Source organism: Microbacterium sp. HA-8, assembly GCF_046111165.1.
GTDB lineage: Bacteria > Actinomycetota > Actinomycetes > Actinomycetales > Microbacteriaceae > Microbacterium.
Map to the genome: position 1 here is coordinate 3504955 of NZ_CP162025.1, position 19684 is coordinate 3524638.

At 71.3% G+C, this 19684-nt stretch carries 18 protein-coding genes; 8 read left to right on the top strand and 10 right to left on the bottom strand.

Annotated features, from left to right (window positions below):
- The first annotated feature begins 49 nt into the window (after positions 1-49).
- Genes AB2L57_RS16750 through AB2L57_RS16760 form a run of 3 tightly spaced genes read left to right on the top strand, consistent with a single transcriptional unit; the run spans position 50 to position 3044 of the window.
- Positions 50-1192, top strand: coding sequence for a type III polyketide synthase (locus AB2L57_RS16750; RefSeq protein ID WP_409047621.1), 1143 nt, complete (start codon positions 50-52; stop codon positions 1190-1192).
- On the top strand, positions 1189-1896 hold the full coding sequence (locus tag AB2L57_RS16755; RefSeq protein WP_409047622.1) for a methyltransferase domain-containing protein: 708 nt from the start codon (positions 1189-1191) through the stop codon (positions 1894-1896). The genes AB2L57_RS16750 and AB2L57_RS16755 overlap by 4 nt, the downstream gene beginning before the upstream one ends.
- A 2-nt stretch (positions 1897-1898) precedes the next feature.
- Positions 1899-3044, top strand: a complete 1146-nt coding sequence (locus tag AB2L57_RS16760; protein WP_409047623.1) for an FAD-dependent oxidoreductase — start codon at positions 1899-1901, stop codon at positions 3042-3044.
- 14 nt (positions 3045-3058) lie between these two features.
- On the opposite strand, the gene AB2L57_RS16765 is transcribed toward AB2L57_RS16760, so the two are convergent.
- The 3 genes from AB2L57_RS16765 to AB2L57_RS16775 all read right to left on the bottom strand — a co-directional run bounded on the left by AB2L57_RS16765 (position 3059) and on the right by AB2L57_RS16775 (position 7661).
- Positions 3059-3895, bottom strand: coding sequence for a UbiA family prenyltransferase (locus AB2L57_RS16765; RefSeq protein WP_292811514.1), 837 nt, complete (start codon positions 3893-3895; stop codon positions 3059-3061).
- 327 nt (positions 3896-4222) lie between these two features.
- Positions 4223-6436 carry an ATP-dependent Clp protease ATP-binding subunit gene (locus tag AB2L57_RS16770; RefSeq protein ID WP_409047624.1) on the bottom strand — a complete coding sequence of 738 codons (2214 nt, stop codon included), beginning with the start codon at positions 6434-6436 and terminating at the stop codon, positions 4223-4225.
- A 265-nt stretch (positions 6437-6701) separates the two neighbouring features.
- Positions 6702-7661: a GlxA family transcriptional regulator gene (locus AB2L57_RS16775; RefSeq protein WP_409047625.1), complete on the bottom strand. Its 960-nt coding sequence runs from the start codon at positions 7659-7661 to the stop codon at positions 6702-6704.
- A gap of 90 nt (positions 7662-7751) precedes the next feature.
- On the opposite strand from AB2L57_RS16775, the gene AB2L57_RS16780 reads away from it, so the two are divergent.
- Positions 7752-7988 carry a hypothetical protein gene (locus AB2L57_RS16780; protein ID WP_409047626.1) on the top strand — a complete coding sequence of 79 codons (237 nt, stop codon included), beginning with the start codon at positions 7752-7754 and terminating at the stop codon, positions 7986-7988.
- Here AB2L57_RS16780 and AB2L57_RS16785 read toward each other — a convergent pair.
- Complete coding sequence (locus tag AB2L57_RS16785) at positions 7896-9203, bottom strand: glycosyltransferase family 4 protein (RefSeq protein WP_409047627.1); 1308 nt, start codon at positions 9201-9203, stop codon at positions 7896-7898. The genes AB2L57_RS16780 and AB2L57_RS16785 overlap by 93 nt on opposite strands.
- 4 nt (positions 9204-9207) lie before the next feature.
- A complete protein-coding gene (locus AB2L57_RS16790) occupies positions 9208-10356 on the bottom strand; it encodes a glycosyltransferase (protein WP_292812966.1) in 1149 nt (382 codons plus the stop codon).
- Between the two features lie 250 nt (positions 10357-10606).
- Between AB2L57_RS16790 and AB2L57_RS16795 the strand changes: the two genes are divergently transcribed.
- Genes AB2L57_RS16795 through AB2L57_RS16805 form a run of 3 tightly spaced genes read left to right on the top strand, consistent with a single transcriptional unit; the run spans position 10607 to position 13296 of the window.
- Complete coding sequence (locus AB2L57_RS16795; RefSeq protein WP_409047628.1) at positions 10607-11200, top strand: hypothetical protein; 594 nt, start codon at positions 10607-10609, stop codon at positions 11198-11200.
- 49 nt (positions 11201-11249) lie between these two features.
- Positions 11250-11879 (top strand): LON peptidase substrate-binding domain-containing protein, encoded by a 630-nt coding sequence (locus AB2L57_RS16800; RefSeq protein WP_409047629.1) that lies wholly within the window; start codon positions 11250-11252, stop codon positions 11877-11879.
- Between the two features lie 37 nt (positions 11880-11916).
- A complete protein-coding gene (locus AB2L57_RS16805) occupies positions 11917-13296 on the top strand; it encodes a DUF2252 domain-containing protein (protein WP_409047630.1) in 1380 nt (459 codons plus the stop codon).
- A gap of 43 nt (positions 13297-13339) precedes the next feature.
- Here AB2L57_RS16805 and AB2L57_RS16810 read toward each other — a convergent pair whose 3' ends face one another.
- From AB2L57_RS16810 to dnaK, 4 genes are all read right to left on the bottom strand, one after another.
- A complete protein-coding gene (locus AB2L57_RS16810) occupies positions 13340-13777 on the bottom strand; it encodes a heat shock protein transcriptional repressor HspR (protein WP_409047631.1) in 438 nt (145 codons plus the stop codon).
- A 102-nt stretch (positions 13778-13879) separates the two neighbouring features.
- Positions 13880-14884, bottom strand: a complete 1005-nt coding sequence (locus AB2L57_RS16815; RefSeq protein ID WP_292812949.1) for a DnaJ C-terminal domain-containing protein — start codon at positions 14882-14884, stop codon at positions 13880-13882.
- A gap of 15 nt (positions 14885-14899) precedes the next feature.
- The gene (locus tag AB2L57_RS16820; protein ID WP_409047632.1) at positions 14900-15511 is read right to left on the bottom strand and encodes a nucleotide exchange factor GrpE; all 612 of its coding nucleotides are present in this window, start codon (positions 15509-15511) and stop codon (positions 14900-14902) included.
- Positions 15512-15513: 2 nt separating this feature from the next.
- Complete coding sequence (dnaK, locus tag AB2L57_RS16825) at positions 15514-17382, bottom strand: molecular chaperone DnaK (protein WP_409047633.1); 1869 nt, start codon at positions 17380-17382, stop codon at positions 15514-15516.
- 250 nt (positions 17383-17632) lie between these two features.
- Here dnaK and AB2L57_RS16830 point away from each other — a divergent pair, with 250 nt between their 5' ends.
- Positions 17633-18922 (top strand): MFS transporter, encoded by a 1290-nt coding sequence (locus AB2L57_RS16830; RefSeq protein WP_409047634.1) that lies wholly within the window; start codon positions 17633-17635, stop codon positions 18920-18922.
- 128 nt (positions 18923-19050) lie between these two features.
- Here AB2L57_RS16830 and AB2L57_RS16835 read toward each other — a convergent pair whose 3' ends face one another.
- Entirely contained in the window at positions 19051-19671 is a 621-nt protein-coding gene (locus AB2L57_RS16835; protein WP_409047635.1) for a MarR family winged helix-turn-helix transcriptional regulator, read from the bottom strand.
- Between the last annotated feature and the right edge of the window lie 13 nt (positions 19672-19684).

A 19684-nucleotide genomic window follows, 5' to 3' on the forward strand; every position in this document is an offset into this window, starting at 1 on the left:
TCTGTGTCAACCCGACCCGCGCACGCCCTGGGCATGGTTACTCTGAGGCATGCCCGCCCACATCCTCGGCATCGGCACCGCGACGCCGCCCACCGTCATCACGCAGACCGACGTGCGCGACCTGTTCCTCGCGCAGCCCGGCACCGACCGGCTCACGTCGCGGCTCATCGGAGCCGCCTTCGATCAGTCCGCGATCGACACACGTCACACGGTGCTCCCCGAGCTGGTGAGCGGCGGGTCTGCGTTCATCGACGCGGACTCACGTGCCGTCGCCGCTCCCCTGACGGGCGCACGCAACGACGTCTACATCCGCGAGGCTCCGGCGCTGTTCGCCGCGGCGTCCCGCGATGCTCTCGACCGGGCGCGCGTGCCGGCATCCGCCATCACCCACGTGGTGACGGCGTCGTGCACGGGATTCTTCGCGCCCGGGCCCGACTTCCGGCTCGTGAAGGATCTGGGCCTGTCGAGCACGGTCGAGCGCGATCATCTCGGCTTCATGGGCTGCGCGGCGGCGTTCCCCGCCCTGCGCAGCGCATCGCGCATCTGCGCGGCCGATCCCTCGGCCGTCGTCCTCGTCGTGTGCGGCGAGATCTGCACGATCCACATCCGCGTCTCGAACGACCCCGAGCAGATCGTCGCATCGGCGGTCTTCGCCGACGGCGCCGCGGCCGCGGTCGTCTCGGCCGCGCCCGCGCCGGACGCCCGCACCCTCGAGCTCGACGGCTTCGGCACGGCCCTCACCCGCGAGGGGGAGGACGAGATGCGCTGGATCATCGGAGACCACGGCTTCGAGATGACCCTGACGGCCGAGGTGCCCCGCGTCATCGGGCGCGAGGTCCACTCCGCGCTCGCCCCGCTCCTCGCGCGCGCGGGCGCGGCCATCGACGCGTGGGCCGTCCACCCCGGCGGACGCAGCATCCTCGATCGCGTCGAGTCGGCGCTCGCGCTGTCCCCGGGCGCCCTGCGGCACTCCCGTGAGGTGCTGCGCGAGTGCGGGAACATGTCGTCGGCGACCGTGCTGTTCATCCTGAAGCGGATGCTGGAGCACGAGGATCTACGCGATGCCGATCGGGTGCTGGGCGTGGCCTTCGGGCCGGGACTCACGGTCGAGTCGGCGCTGCTGCGGGCGCGCGTACCCGCGGCAGCGCGCACCGCGACGCTCGCCGCCGCGGGCACGGGCGTCGCGGGATGATCACCGCGCCGCTCGTGCGCCGCGACACGGAGCTGCGCGAGATCATGGACGATCCGCAGTGCGATCCGGTGCGCCTGCGCCGCACCCTCGAGCGGTTCGGGCTGATCAATCGGCTGGTCGCGGGCTGGGGTGGTGTCTATCGGCGGCACGTCCGCCCACAGCTGCTCGCGCGGGGCGGGGGCGATGCACGGATCCTCGATATCGGTTGCGGGGCGGGCGACGTGCTGCGCGGACTCGTCGCGCGCGCGCGCGCCGACGGCTTCGCGGTAAGCGGTCTCGGGCTCGATCCGGACGATCGGAGTCTGCGTGTCGCGCGCGACGCGCGTCCCATGCCCGGAGTGGAATACACGCTCGGACGCAGCGGCGACCTCGCCTCCCGTGGCGACCGCTTCGACGTCGTGGTCTCGAATCATCTGCTGCACCATCTGAGCGATCCCGAACTGACCGCGGTGCTCGCCGACTCGCGAACGCTGTCACGGGGAGTGAGCCTGCACTCCGACATCCACCGGTCGGCTCTCGCGTACGCGGGCTACGCGATCGCTGTTGTACCCCTGGCATTCGGGTCGTTCTTGCACACCGACGGGCTGCGTTCCATTCGGCGCAGTCACACGGCGTTCGAGCTCGAAGGCGTGCTCCCGGCGGGGTGGCGGGTCGAGCGGCCCGCTCCGTTCCGACTGCTCGCCGTCAGCAGGGCCCGGGACTGACCGTGCACGACGTCGCGATCGTGGGGTCGGGGCCCGTGGGCACTCTGCTGCAGGCGGAGCTTGCCCGCCTCGGCGTCGATGCGACGGTTCTCGAGCGCCGCGCCCGGCCGACGGCGGGCAGCCGCGCCGTCGGCGTGCACGCGGCCGCCCTGACGGCGCTCGAGGCGTCGGGCGCGACCGCACGCATCCTGGACTGCGCCCTGCGGGTGACCCGCGGCGAGGCCCGCGCCGCGGGCTCGCTCGGCGTCGTGCGCTTCGACCGGGCGGGAGCGCGGCATCCCTATGTCGCGACCCTCCCGCAGTCCTCCACTGAACGAGCCCTCGCCGAGACCGCTGTCGCGTGGGGCGCCTCGGCCGTTGTGCGGGGATGCGCCGTGGAGCGCGTGGAGGACGGCCACGGATCGGTGCGCCTGCGCGTGCGCCGGGGTGAGGCCGACGGGGTGGAGCACGCCCGGATCGTGGTCATCGCGACCGGCTCGGCGGGCCGTGCCGTCTCCTCTCTGACCGCCGCCGCGCGCACCCGCACCTATCCCGACCGGTACGTCATGACGGACGCGCCGGACGCGACCGGGGAGGGCCCCACCGCGGTTGTGCACCTGCACCCGGACGGGGTGCTCGAGTCCTTCCCGCTGCCGGAGGGGATGCGGCGCTTCGTCGCCTGGCAGGGGGCCCGGGATGCCGATGCCGATCCCGCCGGGTGGTTGCGCGCCGCGATCGCACGACGCGCGGGCTCGACGCAGGCGGCGACCGTCGTGACCGCGGCGACGACCTTCGGTGTGCGCCGCGCGCTCGTGCCGCATATGCGCGACGGGCGCGTCTTCGCGATCGGCGACGCCGCGCACGAGGTGAGCCCCATCGGCGGACAGGGCATGAATCTCGGCCTCGTCGACGCCGCGACCCTCGCCCCGCTGCTCGCGTCGTGGGTACACTCCAGCGATGCTCCCGACGCAGAGCTGCGCGAGTGGGATCGCCGCCGGCGCCGCGCCGCAACCACCTCGGCGCGAATCGCGGCGGCCAACACCGTCATCGGGCGCGCCGTCGGGCCTCTCGCTCATCGTGCGCAGACGACGGCGCTGCGCGGCATTCTGCGCTCTCCCGCGGCGGATATGCTCGCGCGGGCATACTCGATGGGCCTCGACCCGGGATGAGGGTGTGGCGGGTGTTACAGGCCCGCACTCGTGGCTGCGAGCTGCAGTGCGAGCAGCAGCGCCGACACCATGACAAGACGGAACACGGTCCGGTCGGGGGCGCGCAGGGCACGCAGGAGCCCCGCCGCGGCGACAGCGAGCACGAGGACGCAGCCCGCGATCGAGATGACCGCTGCAAGAAGCGAGGGCTGCAGCACCCAACCGCCGACGAGCACGGCGAGCGCACCGATCGCGACCGCGGCGAACGCCGTGACCGCCGAGGCGCGGGCGCCGATGCGGTGCGGCAGGCCGCGCACGCCTGTGCGGGCATCGTCGTCGAGGTCGGGCAGCACGTTGGTCAGATGCACGGCCGCGCCGAGGGCGGCGCCGGCGATCCATGCCCACGCGGGGGCGAGGCGCGCGGGGTCCGCCGCGAGGGTCGCCAGCGATGGGAAGATCCCGAAGCTGAGCACGAACGGCGCGAGTGAGAACACCGAGCGCTTGAGCACGATGTTGTACGCCCACGCCGACACGAGGAACGCCGCGTGCGCGACGAGGAAACCGGGGCCGAGCAGCGCCGAGAGCACGAGGGCGGCCGCGACCGCGGCGGCGGTCGCGACCCAGACCGTCCGCACGCCGATCTCGCCCCGCGCGATCGGCTTATCGGTACGGCCGACGGTGCGATCCCGGCCGGCGTCGATCGCGTCGTTCGACCAGCCGATCGAGAGCTGACCCGTGAACACCGCGCCCACCAGCAGCGCGAGCGCCCCCGGCGAGACTCCGGCGGCCAGACCGAGCAGCAGCGACAGCGTCGAGACGACGACCGTCGGGCCCGGGTGGCACGAGCGCCAGAGCGCCGCGGCGCTTCTCATGCGCGGGATGCTGTGGCCACAGCATCCCCCCGCTCTGTGCTCTCGATCACCCGGCCACCCTACCGGCGGCGGCGCGCGCGGTCGAAGCTCCACGCCCCCGCGCGCCCGGCGCTTCCCGGCGCCCTCCATCCGCCGCCCCGCGCTCACCCACGCCCCTGCTCCCCGGCGACGTCCACCCTCCCGCTACCCACCGAACCCACATTTTTGCAGCGAGCCACCACACGTCGATTGGTGGCTGGCTGCAAAAATGTGGGTTCGCGGGCTGGCGGCCGGGTGCGGGCGGCCGGGCGGTCGGGGTCGGGCGGGCCCGGGCCGGGGCCGCCGGGGTCAGTCCTCGATCAGCTCCGCCTCGATGACATCGTCATCGGATGACGGGGATGCTGTCGCCGCCGGCCCGTCGCTGGTCAGCACGAGCGCGGACCCGTCGGCGGCGACGTCCACCCGCACGACGTCGCCGTCGCGCACCCCGCCGCCCAGGATCGCCATCGCGAGGCGGTCCTGGATCTCGGACTGGATCAGTCGGCGCAGCGGACGGGCACCGAACACGGGGTCGTACCCGCGCTCGGCGAGCCACGCCCTGGCGTCGGGGGTGACCGCGAGCGTCAGCCGGCGATCGCGGAGCCTGCGCTGCAGCGCGAACACGGCCAGCTCGACGATCTGAGCCAGGTCGTCCTGCGTGAGGGCCTGGAAGATCACGATGTCATCGAGCCGGTTGATGAACTCGGGCTTGAACGCCTGGCGCACCAGCCCCTGCACGGCCTCGCGCTTCTGCTCGAGCGAGAGCGTCGGGTCGATGAGGATCGGCGAGCCGAGGTTCGACGTCAGGATGAGCAGCACGTTCTTGAAGTCGACCGTGCGGCCCTGACCGTCGGTCAGGCGCCCGTCGTCCATAACCTGAAGCAGCACGTCGAAGACCTCGGGGTGAGCCTTCTCGACCTCGTCCAGCAGCACGACCGAGTACGGACGCCGCCGCACGGCTTCGGTCAGCTGACCGCCCTGCTCGTATCCGATGTACCCGGGAGGGGCACCGACCAGGCGCGAGACGGAGTGCTTCTCGCCGTACTCCGACATGTCGATGCGCACCATGGCGTGCTCGTCGTCGAAGAGGAACTCCGCGAGCGCCTTCGCCAGCTCGGTCTTGCCGACACCCGTCGGGCCGAGGAAGAGGAACGAGCCCGTCGGACGGTTCGGGTCGCTGATGCCCGCCCGCGAGCGACGGACGGCGTCCGAGACGGCCTTCACCGCCTCCTTCTGCCCGATCAGGCGCTTGCCGAGCTCGGCCTCGAGGTGCAGCAGCTTCTCGGTCTCGCCCTGCAGCAGCCGGCCGACGGGGATCCCCGTCCAGGCCGCGATGACCGCCGCGATGTCTTCGTCGGTGACCTGGTCATTGACCATCCGGCCCTCGCCGTCAGTCGACGCATCGGCGCGCTCGGCCTCGATCAGCTGCCGCTCCAGCGCCGGGATCTCGGCGTAGAGCAGCCGCGACGCCTTCTCCAGGTTGCCCTCGCGCTGGGCGCGTTCGGCATCGACGCGCGCGGCATCGAGCCTGGTCTTGAGGTCGCCGACGAGGTTCAGCGACGCGCGCTCACGCTCCCACCGCGCCTGCAGCTCGCCCAGGCGAGCCTGCTGCACCTTCAGGTCTTCCCGGAGCTTGGCCAGCCGCTCCTTCGACGCGTCGTCCTTCTCCTTTTTCAGCGCGAGCTCTTCGAGCTTGAGCCGGTCGACGTGCCGGCGCAGCTCGTCGATCTCGAGCGGCGCGGAGTCGATCTCCATGCGCAGCCGCGACGCGGCCTCATCGATGAGGTCGATGGCCTTGTCGGGCAGCTGCCGGCTCGGGATGTACCGGTGCGACAGGGATGCCGCGGCCACGAGCGCGGCATCGGCGATCGCGACCTTGTGGTGGGCCTCGTAGCGCTCCTTCAGCCCGCGCAGGATCGCGACCGTGTCCTCGACGCTGGGCTCGCCGACGTACACCTGCTGGAAGCGGCGCTCCAGCGCGGCATCCTTCTCGATGAACTCGCGGTACTCGTTGAGCGTCGTCGCGCCGATCAGGCGCAGCTCGCCGCGGGCGAGCATCGGCTTGAGCATGTTGGATGCCGCGACAGATCCCTCGCCGCCACCCGCCCCCATCAGCACGTGCAGCTCGTCGATGAAGGTGATGACACGACCCTCGGATTCGGTGATCTCCTTCAGCACGCTCTTGAGTCGCTCTTCGAACTGCCCCCGGTACATCGCACCGGCGACGAGCGCCGAGATGTCGAGAGTGATGAGCTCCTTGTCTTTGAGGGACTCGGCGACGTCGCCCGCGACGATGCGCTGGGCCAGCCCCTCGACCACCGCGGTCTTTCCGACGCCGGGCTCACCGATCAGGACGGGGTTGTTCTTGGTCCGGCGCGTGAGCACCTGGCTGACGCGCCGTATCTCGCTGTCGCGCCCGATGACCGGATCGAGCTTGCCCGCCTTGGCGCGCTCGGTGAGGTTGATGCCGAACTGCTCGAGGGCGCTCTGCTGCTCTTCCTGAGGCTGCTGGCCGGGTTGCATGATGGTCCGTTCTCGCTGAATCCATGGGCTCGCAGAAACTTGAGCCTTACAGACTCAAGTTTACATCGCGCGCACGGATCCGGCAATGCCCCGCCGGCGCAGATGATGCCCGGCACAGGGAGTACCCATCCGTAGGCGGTCAACATTCCGGAGACATGCGCGCACAACGGCCGGCAGGGCACCCTCGGGCCGTTGCCGCGTAGGCAACTCCGGAATGTTGACCGAAAATGGCACGCACCCCGGCCACCCGCTACCGCACGACCGCTCAAGCCGGGACGGCGCAGGAGAAGGTCGCGCGGTACGCCGTCGGCGTGGTGCCCAGCACCCGGGCGAAGTTCTGCCGCAGCACGGCGGCCGACCCGAATCCGCACTCGTCCGCGATGCGGTCGAGCCCGAGGTCTGTCCTCTCCAGCAGCCGCTGGGCGTGCAGCACCCGCTGCCTCGCGAGCCACGCCGCCGGCGTCGCGCCGAAGTCCGCCTTGAACCGGCGGGCGAAGGTGCGCGGCGACATGTGCGCCCGCGCGGCGAGCTGATCGACGGTGAGCTCGACGCGCAGATTCTGCAGCATCCAGTCCGTGACGGGGGCCAGGGAGAGCGAGGCGACCGGGGGCAGCGGCGCGGCGATGAACTGCGCCTGCCCGCCGTCGCGCTGCGGCGGCACCACCATGCGCCGCGCGATCGTGTTCGTGACCTCGGCGCCGAGCTCCTGTCGCAACAGGTGCAGGCAGGCGTCGAGCCCCGCGGCGGTGCCGGCGCTCGTGATGACCTTGCCGTCCTGCACGTACAGAACATCGGGATCCACCTCGATCCGCGGGTACATCCGGCCCATCGTGTCGGCGTACTTCCAGTGCGTCGTCGCCCGGCGCCCGTCGAGCACACCCGCCGCAGCCAGCACGAACGAGCCGCTGCACACGCTCAGCAGCCATGCGTCGCGGGCGGCCGCGCGACGCACGACCTCAGCGATCCGCTCGTCGATGCTCCCCCACGTCGCCCGCGGAACGGGCGTCACCACGACCAGATCCGCCGTCTCGGCGAACGAGAGGTCGTGCTCGACGTTGATCGAGAACCCGAGATTCGAGCCGATCACCCCGGGCTCGGCGGCACAGATGCGGAAGTCGAAGGGGCGGATGCCGTCATCCGAGCGGTCGAGACCGAAGGCCTCGCACGCGAGCCCGAATTCGAAGGGCGCGAACCCGTCCTGCACGATGACGGCGACGGTCTGCATGCGGAGCCTCCCGGAGTGTGGCAGAAATCTTACGACCCATGGCCATTCTGCCGCTCGTGGCAGAATGGCGTCAATCGTAGCGTGTCTGCCATGACCGTTCTCCTCGCACTCCTCGCCCTCGCCGCGATCGGCGGCATCATCGCCACCCTCCGCGCGGTCCTCACCGACGGCTACGGCCGCGTTCCGACGGACCCCGCACGCGTGCCCGACGTCCGCGACGCGGGCCCCGCCGCCTCAGGCGGTCCGGCCGCCCGCGTACACGTCGAGCAGGCGCGTGACATGGGTCTCGGGATCGAAGTCCCGCGCACCGTCGGCCGCCTGCTCTGAGGCGCGCACGACGGGTGCCGGGTCGCGCGCGAGCGAGACCAGCAGAGCGGCCATCGCCTCGACGTCCGGGCCCGCGGCGCGCAGCCCCGCGATCGCGACCCCCTCGGTCAGCGCCGGATCGACGTAGAAAACCCCGCGCCGGGCGTGCAGCGCCTCGACGATCGTGACGGGCTGGTTGTCGAAACCGTGCGAGGTCAGCGCCACCAGGTGCGCGCCGCGCATGCGCCGCTGCACCTCACCGCGCTCGAGACGCCCCGCGAACACGATCGGCAGTCCCCCCGCTCGCCGCTCGGCTTCGCCGCGGAGCAGCCCCTCCCCGATGATCTCGACCACCAGCGCATCCGGCCCGAGGGCCGCGCACGCCCGCGCGACCGCGTCGATCCACTCGAGCAGGCGCTTCTCGGCCACGAGGCGTCCCACCCACACGATCCGCAGGGGAGCGTCGATCGCGGTGAGCGGCTCGCCCGCGGGGCCGATCGAGGCCACGGCGTTCGGCACGACGCTCACGCGGCGCAGTCCCGCCGCGCGCAGGCGCTCGGCCTGATGCGCGGACGGCGACACGACCAGATCGACCCGCCGCGCCATCGAGAGCGTGAGATTGCGCAGTGCGGAGTCCAGAGCGGCGGGAGCGAGCGCGTCGTGGGAGGTGGGGAATCCGCGCAGCCACCGGCCGAATCCGCGCACGGCGCCGGCGGCGATGCGCGTCGCCGGCGCGGGGACGACGGCCTGCCAGAAGAAGGTGTGCACGGTCTGCACCGTGCGCAGGCCGAGGGCGCGCGCGGACGACACCGCCGCGGCGGTCAAGCCGAACTCGGAGTGGGCGTGCACGACCTCGATGCGGCGTGCCGCGAACTCGGCGCGCAGGCGGGAGCGCAGCATCCGCGAGTTGCGGATGACGGGCAGATCGACACCGGGCACCGTGAGGGGCGCGTAGACCGCGACGATGTCGCCGCCCGCGCGCAGCCAGGCCTGGCGCCAATGTGCCCCCGCCGCGTCGCCACCCCCCACGGCGTCGCCACTCCCTATCGCGTCGTCAGCGCCCACGGCGGGCCGCAGCACCGAGGCGAAGGCACCGACGGGCGCGACGATCGTGACCTCGTGCCCCCGCGCGCGCAGAAGGTGCGCCTCGTCGAGGAACGCGCTCTGGGCACCGCCCAGGTAGTCCAGCGAATAGTCGCAGACCAGCGCGATGCGCCGCGGGGCGTCGGAGTGCACGGAGTCAGCCCTCGACGGGCTCGCCGCGGTAGAGCGCCTCGAACGTGCGCAGCGTGCGATCGATGTCGTGGATCTTCACCCCGTCGAGCGATGCCTGCTGCAGGCGCCGCCGCTCATCGGGATCGGCCGTGAGCACCCGCGTCAGCGCGGCGGTGAGCTCGTCGATGCTCGCCGGGTCGAAGAGGTAGCCGTTGTCACCTTCGCGCACCAGGTGCGGCAGCGCCATCGCGTCGGCGGCGACGACGGGCAGCCCCGACGCCATGGCCTCCATCGTCGCGATCGACTGCAGCTCGGCGACGGAAGGCATCGCGAAGACGCTCGCGCGCGTGTAGATGCGCCGCAGCTCGTCGTCGTCGACACGACCGTGGAACACGACACGGTCGGCGATGCCGAGCTGCTCCGCGAGCTGCTCGAGGTGCTTTCGCTGGTCTCCGCCGCCGACGATCTCGACGTCGACGTCCAGCGCCGGGTCGAGGGCGGCGACCGCGCGCAGCAGCTGATCGATCTGCTTCTCGCGCGTGAGCCGGCCGACGAACAGCACGCGGTGGCGATCGCGGGGCGAGAGGTCGGCGGTGTACTTCGCCGCGTCGATGCCGCAGCTGATCGGGACGACCCCGTCGATGTCGATGGCGGCTTCGAGGAAGTCGGCCGCCTTGCGCGTCGGTGTGGTCACGGCGCGGGTGAGGGCGAAGGTGCGCGCCGCATCGTCCCACGCGAGCTTGACGAAGAGGCGGTCGAGCACCGGGGGGAGCGTCGTGAAGTCGAGGATGTTCTCGGGCATCACGTGGTTGGTCGCCACGATCGGAATGCCGCGCTTGTGCGCCTCGCGGGCGAGGCCGCGACCGATCACGATGTGCGACTGGATGTGGACGACGTCGGGCCGCACCTCGTCGAGCACGCGCCGGGCATAGTGCTTGGAGCGCCAGGGCCAGACGAAGCGCAGCCAGTCGTGCGGGGGCCAGCGCACCGACGGCAGCCGGTGCATGATGACGGGCTCGCCCTCGATCTGCTCGACCGCGGGCGACGCACGACGGTAGACCCGGTTGGGCGCCACGACGTGCACGTCGTGTCCGCGGGCCACGAGCCCCGCCGCGAGGCGTTCGCTGAACCGGGCGGCGCCGTTGACGTCGGGCGCGAAGGTGTCGCACCCCATCACGATCGTGAGGCCGCGGGCGGATGCCGGGGCCCCGGCAGCGGCGGCCGCTTCGGGCAGTTCCGTGCCCTGCGACGCGCCGTGGGTCTCGGGGGAACTCACGGGATGCGGGTGCCTAACTGTGCGGCGGACGGGGGTCGCACGGGTGGTGCATGCGCGTCGCCACTCTACCCGAGCGGCCCCCGCTGACCCTCGAGGCGCGAGGCGATCCGCGGATGTGCGGCGACCGCATCCCGCCTACCCTGGTTTCATGCCGAGACTGCAGGCCGACGCCGACACCACCCGCTGGGTGCCCGTGACAGGATCGCTCGGCTTCAAGGGCCGCCGCCACCGCAAAGCGGCGATCGGGATGCTGCTGGGCCAGGCCGGTCGCGCGATGGGGGCGCCGGAGCGGCCCGGGTCGGGCTTCGCGGCGTGGGCGATGAGCCAGGCGGCGCCCCTGCTGATGCGCCGCGCCGCGGGGCGCGTGCTCGTGTGGGTGTGGAAGGACGACCCGGAGCTCGTCGTGGTCATGGCGCAGGTGCAGGAGGCGACGTCGCAGCTGCGCGCCGCGCGCGCGATGATGCCGATGGAGTACGACGACACCGAGACGTTCGTCGGCCGCCACCTCGGCGCGGGCGAGCGTCTCGTCATCGATCTGCCGAAGGACCCGCGCACGCCGCCCTTCGCGACCTACACGTGGGACACGGGCGCGCACTTCGTGACCATCAACGCCGTGTGCAGTGACCGTGAGCGATTCGGCACGGTGACCGCGCCCCTGGACGAGCTCGCGCGCAGCATCCGCCTCATCGACGACCTCGAGGTCGGCGAGGCGCCCGGCGTGCTGCGCATCGACCCGGCCTGATCCGGCCCGAACCGCCCCTGCCCCCTCGAACCGGTGGCACGCTGGGGGGATGGCGACCCTGCCGATGTTCCCGCTCGGATCGGTGCTGATCCCGGGCATGCCGTTGCCGCTGCGGATTTTCGAGCCGCGGTACCGCGCGCTCTTCGCCGATGTCATGGCGGGCGACGCGGAGTTCGGCGTCGTGCTGATCGAGCGGGGCACCGAGGTGGGCGGCGGCGACCAGCGCTTCTCGCGCGGTACGGTCGCGCATGTCCGCGGGTACCGCGAGCTCGAGTCCTCGATCATGGTGGTCGCCACGGGCGGGCGCCGCATCGAGGTCGAGCGCTGGCTCGACGATGACCCCTACCCCCGCGCCGAGGTGCGGGAGATCCCCCCGCTGACCTGGTCGGATGACCTCGCCGGCATGCACCGCCAGGCCGAGAGATGCGTGCGGCGCCTGCTCGCGACGGCGTCGGAATACGTCGACGTGCCGTGGTCGGTCGACGAACAACTCTCGGACGACCCGGTCGTCGCGGCCTGGCAGCTCGCGGGCATCGCGCCGATCCAGACCCTCGATCGTTACGCGCTGCTGGGCTCCACGTCGCTGCCCGAGCTGCTCGAGCGCCTGCAGGGATTCTGCGCCGAGGCCGACGAGCTGATCCGTCTCACCGCAGGACCGCTCGAGATCGACGACGACTGACGCGCGTGCGGGCGCGCAGGCGCGGGATGATGTGCACATGACCGAAGCCGCCGAGCGCGACACGCTGCCCCGACGCCCGGGGTGGGCGCCCCTGCCCAGCCGGGAGATGCACGCATCTGCGGGCCGGTCGACGCGATCGATCGTGCCCCGCGACGCGCTCGCGGGACTGACCACCAGAGGGCGCGATCCGCTCGGCATCCTCGCCCGGCAGAACGCCGACCGCCTGCAGGAGCTGCTGCCCATCCGCACCGAGCGGATGGCGCAGAGCCCGTTCGCGTTCTACCGCGGCACGGCCGCGATCATGGCGGCCGACCTCTCGCAGGATCCGCATTCCGGCATCCTCGTCGGTTCGTGCGGCGACGCCCACGTCGCCAACTTCGGCTTCTATGCCGGCCCGCAGCGCACGCTGGTCTTCGATCTCAACGACTTCGACGAAGCCGCCTGGGCACCCTGGGAGTGGGACCTCAAGCGCCTCGTCACGAGCATCGTCATCGCGGGGCAGGCCGCCGGGCACGCCGACGGCGTGATCCGGGATGCTGCGACCTCCGCCGTGCGCACGTACGCGACCGCCCTGCGCGCGGGTTCGCGGCGCAGTCCGCTCCAGCGTTATTTCGAGCACCTCTCCCCCGACGCGGGCGAGTCGCAGCTCGACGACGAGTCTCGGTCCGTCCTCGCTGCGGCCCGGCGCGACGCCGAGAAGCGCACGGCGGAGCGCGCCGCCCGCAAGCTGACCGAGCGCACGGGCGACGGGCGACTGCGCTTCCTCGAGCGACCGCCCACGATGACGCACGTCGAACCCGAGCTCGAGGATCAGGTGCACGAGCTGATCGGCGCCTACCTGCGCACCGTCAATGTCGACATCTGGATGCTGCTGCAGCAGTACGGGGTCAGCGACATCGCCCGGCGGGTCGTCGGCGTCGGGAGCGTCGGCACCCGGTGTCACCTGACCGCGTTCGATGACGGCGAGGGCAACGCGCTGCTGCTGCAGTCGAAGCAGGCGACGCAGAGCGTCCTCTCCGAGTACGGCGGCATCCACCAGCCCGCCGCGATCACACGCTACGTCGAGGCGCACGGCGAGGGCGCGCGTGTCGTCGCGCTGCAGCGCATCCTGCAGGCCGTGTCGGATCCGTTCCTCGGGCACTTCCGCTACAACGGCGAGCGCGACTACTACGTGCGGCAGTTCCACGACATGAAGGGCGGCATCGACATGGAGACGCTGGAGGCGGCGCCCTTCCGCCGGTACGCGGATGCCTGCGCCACCGTGCTCGCGCGCGCTCACGGGCAGTCGCCGAACGCACCCGTCGTCGCGGGATACGTCGGCGGCGGCAGGGCGGTGGCCGAGGCGGTCGTCACCTGGTCGTACGCCTATGCCGAGCTCTCGCTCGCCGACTACCGGGCCTTCGTCGCGGCCGCCTGAGGGCAGCATCCCGCGCCGGGCTCAGCGAACGGCGGCGAGGCTCTCAGTCCGCCGGCGGCTGCGGATGCCGCGGCCGATACAGCACGACGTCGGTCGCGCGCGGCACCCGGGCGCCGGCGCGCAGGGTGATCACCGACCCCGACACTCCGGCCGCGAAGACACGGGATCCGGGGCGCGCCTGCCGCTCGGCCTGCAGCTGCTGCTCGAGATCGCGCACGCGGCGGGTGAGGTCGTGCACCTGCTCTTCGAGCAGCAGCAGCCGCGCGATCGCGGGAAGGCTCACGCCCTCGCTCGAGAGCTTCGCGACCTCGCGGAGCTGCTCCACGTGTCGCGTGGAGTACCGACGCGATCCGCCACGCGTGCGGGCGGGCACGACGAGTCCGAGTCGGTCGTACTGCCGCAGGGTCTGCGGGTGCATGCCGGAGAGCTCGGCGGCGACCGCGATCGCGAAGATCGGGGCGTCCTCGTCGATCTCGTCCATCACATCCACCCCCGGCGTCCCGAAGACAGGAGAAGCGCCGAGAACAGGACCGAATCAGCGGTGTTCGTCCTGTTCTGGGCGCGAGTCCTGTTCTCGGTCATCTCAGCCGCGCGCCTTCTGCATCAGGTCGGCGCGCGGGTTCTCCTTCGGCTCCAGCTCGTGGAAGCGCTCGAGCGCCTCGCGGGCCGCATCGTCGAGGTGCGAAGGCACGGCCACCTGCACCTCGGCGAGCAGGTCGCCGGTGCCCTTCGCGGTCTGCACGCCGCGACCCTTGACCCGCAGCACGCGTCCCGACGGGGTGCCCGGCGCGACCCGAAGCTTGACGGGGTCGCCGCCGAGCGTGGGCACCTCGATCGTCGCGCCCAGCGCCGCCTCGGTGAAGGTGACGGGAACCGTCACCCGGAGATTGAGACCGTCACGCACGAACACGGGATGCGGGCGCACGGCCACCTGCACGACGATGTCGCCGGTCTCACCACCATCGGGCGACGGGCGTCCCCGGCCGCGCAGTCGGATCTTCTGCCCGTCCGAGACACCCGCCGGGATCTTGACCTTGAACGGCTGGCCGTCCTCGCCCTGCAGGGTGATCGTCTCACCCTTGGTCGCGGTGAGGAAGTCGATCGTCGTGCGGGCCGTCACATCGGCGCCGCGCGTGGGGCCGCCGAAGCCGCGGAAGCCGCCGCTGGGCTGACCGAACCGGCCCGAACCGAACCCGGCTCCCTGCTGCTGGTTGAACATCGAGAAGATGTCGTCGAAGTCCTCCGCGCTCTGGCCCCGGCCCGGGCGACCGCCGCGACCCTGGCCGAACATGCTGAAGACATCCTCGAAACCCCCGGCACCGCCGGTGCCGCCCGCCGTGAAGCGGGCACCCGAGCCCATCGCCCGGATCTGGTCGTACTCCTTGCGCTGCTCGGCATCGGAGAGCACGGAGTAGGCCTCGCTGATCTCCTTGAACGTCGCCTCGGCCTTGGCATCACCCTGATTGGAGTCCGGGTGGTAGGTGCGCGCGAGCTTGCGGTAAGCCTTCTTGAGGTCGCCCTCGCTGACGTCCTTCGAGACGCCGAGCGTCTTGTAGAAGTCCTTGTCGAACCAGTCCTGACTGGCCATCGTCGCCTCCTCGGCCTAGTCCGCCGGAGCGGCGACCACGACCTTCGCGGGGCGCAGCTCGACAGAACCCAGGCGGTAGCCGACCTCGACCACCTCGAGCACGGTCGGCTCGGTGGTGCCCGGCATGGGCTGCTGGAAGATCGCCTCGTGGTGCTGCGGGTCGAAGGCCTCGCCGGCCTCGCCGAAGGCGGTCACGCCCAGGCGCTCGGCGACCCCGCGCACCTTGACCGCAATCGCCGCGAACGGGGTGCCCTCGTCGAGATCACCGTGCTTCTCGGCGCGGTCCAGGTCGTCGAGCACGGGCAGCAGGCCCTTGACGGCCTCGCCCTTGGCGCGCTCGATCTCGCGCTCGCGCTGCTCCTCGGTGCGCCTCCGGTAGTTGGCGTACTCGGCCTGCAGGCGCTTGAGGTCGCTCAGCAGCGCCGATTCCAGGTCGGCGATGACGGCGTCCTCTGCCGCGGCGTCGTCGGTCTGCGCCGCACCGAGGATGTCGTCGACGGTGAGCGACTCGTCCGCCTGCGGCGCGGGGCCGGAGGAGTTCTCCTCCGGCCCCGCGGCAGCGGACGTCGCCTCACCAGTGTCGGGAACCTCGGGCTCCTGCGGCTGGTCTGCGTCCTTGTCTGCCATGGTTACTTCTTCTCGTCCTCGTCGTCGATGACCTCGGCGTCGACGACGTCCTCGTCGGCCGAGGGCTGCGAGCCCTGGTCGCCCGCCGGAGCGTCGGCCCCGGCATCCGGAGCCTGCTGCGCGGCCTGCGACGCGTAGATCGCCTCGCCGAGCTTGCCCTGGCTGGCGTTCAGCTTGTCGAACGCGGCCTTGACGGCCTCATCGTCCTCGCCGGCGAGCGCCGTCTTGAGCGCGTCGACATCGCCCTGCACCTCGGTCTTGACGTCCTCGGGCAGCTTGTCGGCGTTCTCGGCGATCAGCTTGTCGATCGAGTAGGCGAGGGTCTCGGCCTGGTTGCGCACCTCGGCGAACTCGCGGCGCTTCTTGTCTTCGGCGGCGTGCTCCTCGGCCTCGCGCACCATGCGCTCGATGTCCTCCTTGGGCAGCGACGAGCCGCCCGTGATGGTCATCGACTGCTCCTTGCCGGTGCCCTTGTCCTTGGCGGACACGTGCACGATGCCGTTCGCGTCGATGTCGAAGGTGACCTCGACCTGCGGGATGCCCCGCGGCGCCGGCGCGATGCCGGTCAGCTCGAACGTGCCGAGCGGCTTGTTGTCGCGGGTGAACTCGCGCTCGCCCTGGAAGACCTGGATCGCCACCGACGGCTGGTTGTCGTCGGCCGTCGTGAAGGTCTCGCTGCGCTTGGTGGGAATGGCCGTGTTGCGCTCGATGAGCTTCGTCATGATGCCGCCCTTGGTCTCGATGCCGAGGCTCAGGGGGGTGACGTCGATGAGCAGGACGTCCTTGCGTTCGCCCTTCAGCACACCGGCCTGGAGCGCGGCGCCCACGGCGACGACCTCATCGGGGTTGACACCCTTGTTCGCCTCTTTGCCGGCCTCGCGCTTGACGAGCTCGGCCACGGCGGGCATGCGGGTCGAACCGCCCACGAGCACGACGTGGTCGATGTCGCCGACCTTGATGCCGGCCTCGCGGATGACGTCCTCGAACGGCTTCTTGGTGCGATCGAGCAGGTCCTTCGTGAGGTCCTCGAACTTGGCGCGGCTCACGGTCTCGGACAGCGACACCGGGCCGTTCTCGGTCAGCGAGAGGTACGGCAGGTTGACGCTCGTCGACATCGAGGAGCTGAGCTCCTTCTTCGCCTGCTCCGCGGCCTCCTTCAGGCGCTGCAGGGCGATCTTGTCCTTCGAGACGTCGACACCGGTCGTGTTCTTGAACTGCGTGATGAAGTAGTCGACCAGACGCTGGTCCCAGTCGTCGCCGCCGAGGCGGTTGTCGCCGGCCGTCGCGCGCACCTGGATCGTCGAGAAGTCGTCGTCCTTGCCCACCTCGAGCAGCGAGACGTCGAAGGTTCCGCCACCGAGGTCGAAGACGAGGATGAGCTCGTCCTCCTTGCCCTTGTCGAGGCCGTACGCGAGCGCGGCCGCGGTGGGCTCGTTGATGATGCGCAGCACGTTCAGACCCGCGATCTCGCCGGCCTCCTTCGTGGCCTGGCGCTCGGCGTCGTTGAAGTACGCGGGGACCGTGATGACAGCATCCGTCACGGTGTCGCCGAGGTACTCCTCGGCGTCGCGCTTGAGCTTGCCGAGGATGCGCGCCGAGACCTCCTGCGGCGTCCACTTCTTGTCGTCGACGGCGAAGGTCCAGTCGGTGCCCATGTGGCGCTTGACGCTCGCGATGGTGCGATCGACGTTGGTGACGGCCTGGCGCTTGGCGGTCTCGCCGACGAGCACCTCGCCGTCCTTGGTGAATGCGACGACCGACGGGGTCGTGCGCAGGCCCTCGGCGTTCGCGATGACCTTGGGCTCGCCGCCCTCGAGCACGCTCACGACAGAGTTCGTGGTGCCGAGGTCGATTCCTACTGCACGGGGCATTGTCTCTCCTTCGTATGAACCGCAGCGGGATGCTGCCGATTCGGTGTTTCTGCGGAAGTCTGCGATCGACTCGACACGAGGTTGAGCCGTCTGCACTCAACAGTACTCAGGGGCGGGGAAGCTGTCAAATGAACTTGATATGAACGGGCTCAACTTTTCTGGAGCGACGGCAGCGATAGCCTGATCGCGCGCCGCGCCGCGGCGGCGCCGGGCCACCCGCCGTTCACCGAAGGGCCATACCGTGCCGCACATGAGCGACGCCCCCGACCGCACCAGCCGCCGCCGCGTCATCGCGTGGGGACTCTGGGACTGGGGCTCGGCGTCGTTCAACGCTGTCGTGACGACCTTCGTCTTCACCGTCTACCTCACCAGCTCGAGCTTCGGCCCCGAAGGCACGGTCGAGGCGCAGCTGGGCTGGGCCCTCGCCGGGGCGGGTCTGCTCATCGCGCTGCTGGCGCCGGTGACGGGGCAGCGCTCCGACACCTCGGGGCGACGCAAGCTGTGGCTGGCCGTGAACACCTACGTCGTCGTCGCGATCACGCTGGCGATGTTCTTCATCGAGCCGGACCCCTCCTTCTTGTGGCTCGGCCTGCTGCTGGTCGCGGCAGGCAACGTGTTCTTCGAGTTCGCGGGCGTCAACTACAACGCGATGCTGACGCAGGTCTCGACCTCACGCACGATCGGCCGCGTGAGCGGGTTCGGCTGGGGCATGGGGTACGTCGGCGGCATCGTGCTGCTGCTGATCGTGTACTTCGGATTCATCCAGGGCCTGTTCGGCCTGCCCGGCGACAACGGCCTCGACGTGCGGCTGTCGATGATCGTCGCCGCCCTGTGGTTCGGGCTGTTCGCCCTGCCGGTCCTTTTCGCGGTTCCCGAGTACCGCGGCGCGGGCACCGCCCGCGAGCGCATCGGCTTTCTCGCCTCCTACGCGCGCCTCGGACGGGACGTGGCGCGACTGTGGCGCGAGAGCCGCCACACCGTGTGGTTCCTGCTGGCGAGCGCGGTCTTCCGCGATGGCCTCGCGGGAGTGTTCACCTTCGGCGGCGTGCTGGCAGCATCCGTCTTCGGCTTCTCGGCGGGCGAGGTCATCATCTTCGCGATCGCCGCGAACGTCGTGGCCGGGATCTCGACGATCGCGGTCGGCGCGCTCGATGACCGCGTCGGCGCGAAGCCCGTGATCGTCGTCGCGCTGGCGGGGCTCGTGGTGTCGGGCTTGCTGGTGTTCTTCCTGCACGACGGCGGGCAGATCGTCTTCTGGACCGCGGGTCTCGCCCTGACGCTCTTCGTCGGTCCCGCGCAGTCGGCTTCGCGCACCTTTCTCGCGCGCATGATCCCGCCGGGCCGCGAGGGCGAGGTCTTCGGCCTCTACGCCACGACCGGGCGCGCCGTGTCGTTCCTTGCGCCGACGATGTTCGCGCTGTTCGTGGGAATCTCGGGCGAGGCGTACTTCGGCATCCTCGGCATCGTGCTCGTGCTGCTGGTCGGCCTGCTGCTCCTGCTTCCGGTGCGCGCGACCGCACCGGTGCACGCCGTCCGCTGAGCGGCGCTCGGGTGGTTCCCCTGTCGCGAACTGCGGGTCCGTATGCGCAACACCCGCAAAAGGCGACAGGCGAGCCCCACGCTGGCCCCAGCATCCCCCGAAGGATCCCGCGAGCCCGCGAGCAGCGGTCAGGGTGCGGGGCGGGGCCAGGCCGCGGCGAGCCGGGTCAGCAGGGCGGCGAGCTGCTCGCGTTCGGCCGCGTCGAAGCCCTCGAGCGCCGTCTCGACCGCGCTGCGACGCTCATCGCGGATCCCGCGCACGAGCGCCCGACCCGCCTCCGTCAGGGCGATGAGGGTGCGCCGCGCGTCCTCGGGGTCGTCGTCGCGGCGCGCGTTGCCCGACTCGACCGCCTGCTGCACGAGTCGGCTGGCGCGGGGCTGATCCACACCGATCGCGTCGGCGATCGCGCTCACACTGAGAGCGGTGGATGCTGCCTCCAGCGTCTCGAGCAGCCGCAGTCTCGCGACCCCCGCCATGCGGCTCGCCATCGCGTCACCCCAGCCGCCGTGGCCACCATGACCCCCGTGAGCACCATGACCGCTGTGGGCGACATGGCCGCCGTGCGAGAGCGGACCACCGGGCGCGGGTGGCCCGGAATGCACCGCACCCGCCGACCCGCCCCCCTTGCGACCGCGCCCGTCGACGCCGAAGAAACGCGGATCCGCCGAGATTCTGCGACCCTGCCGTCCCCGCAGACGCGACAACGCGGCGGCGATGGCATCGATCGGGTCGGTGGCGTCATCCGGCATACGACCGAGAGTA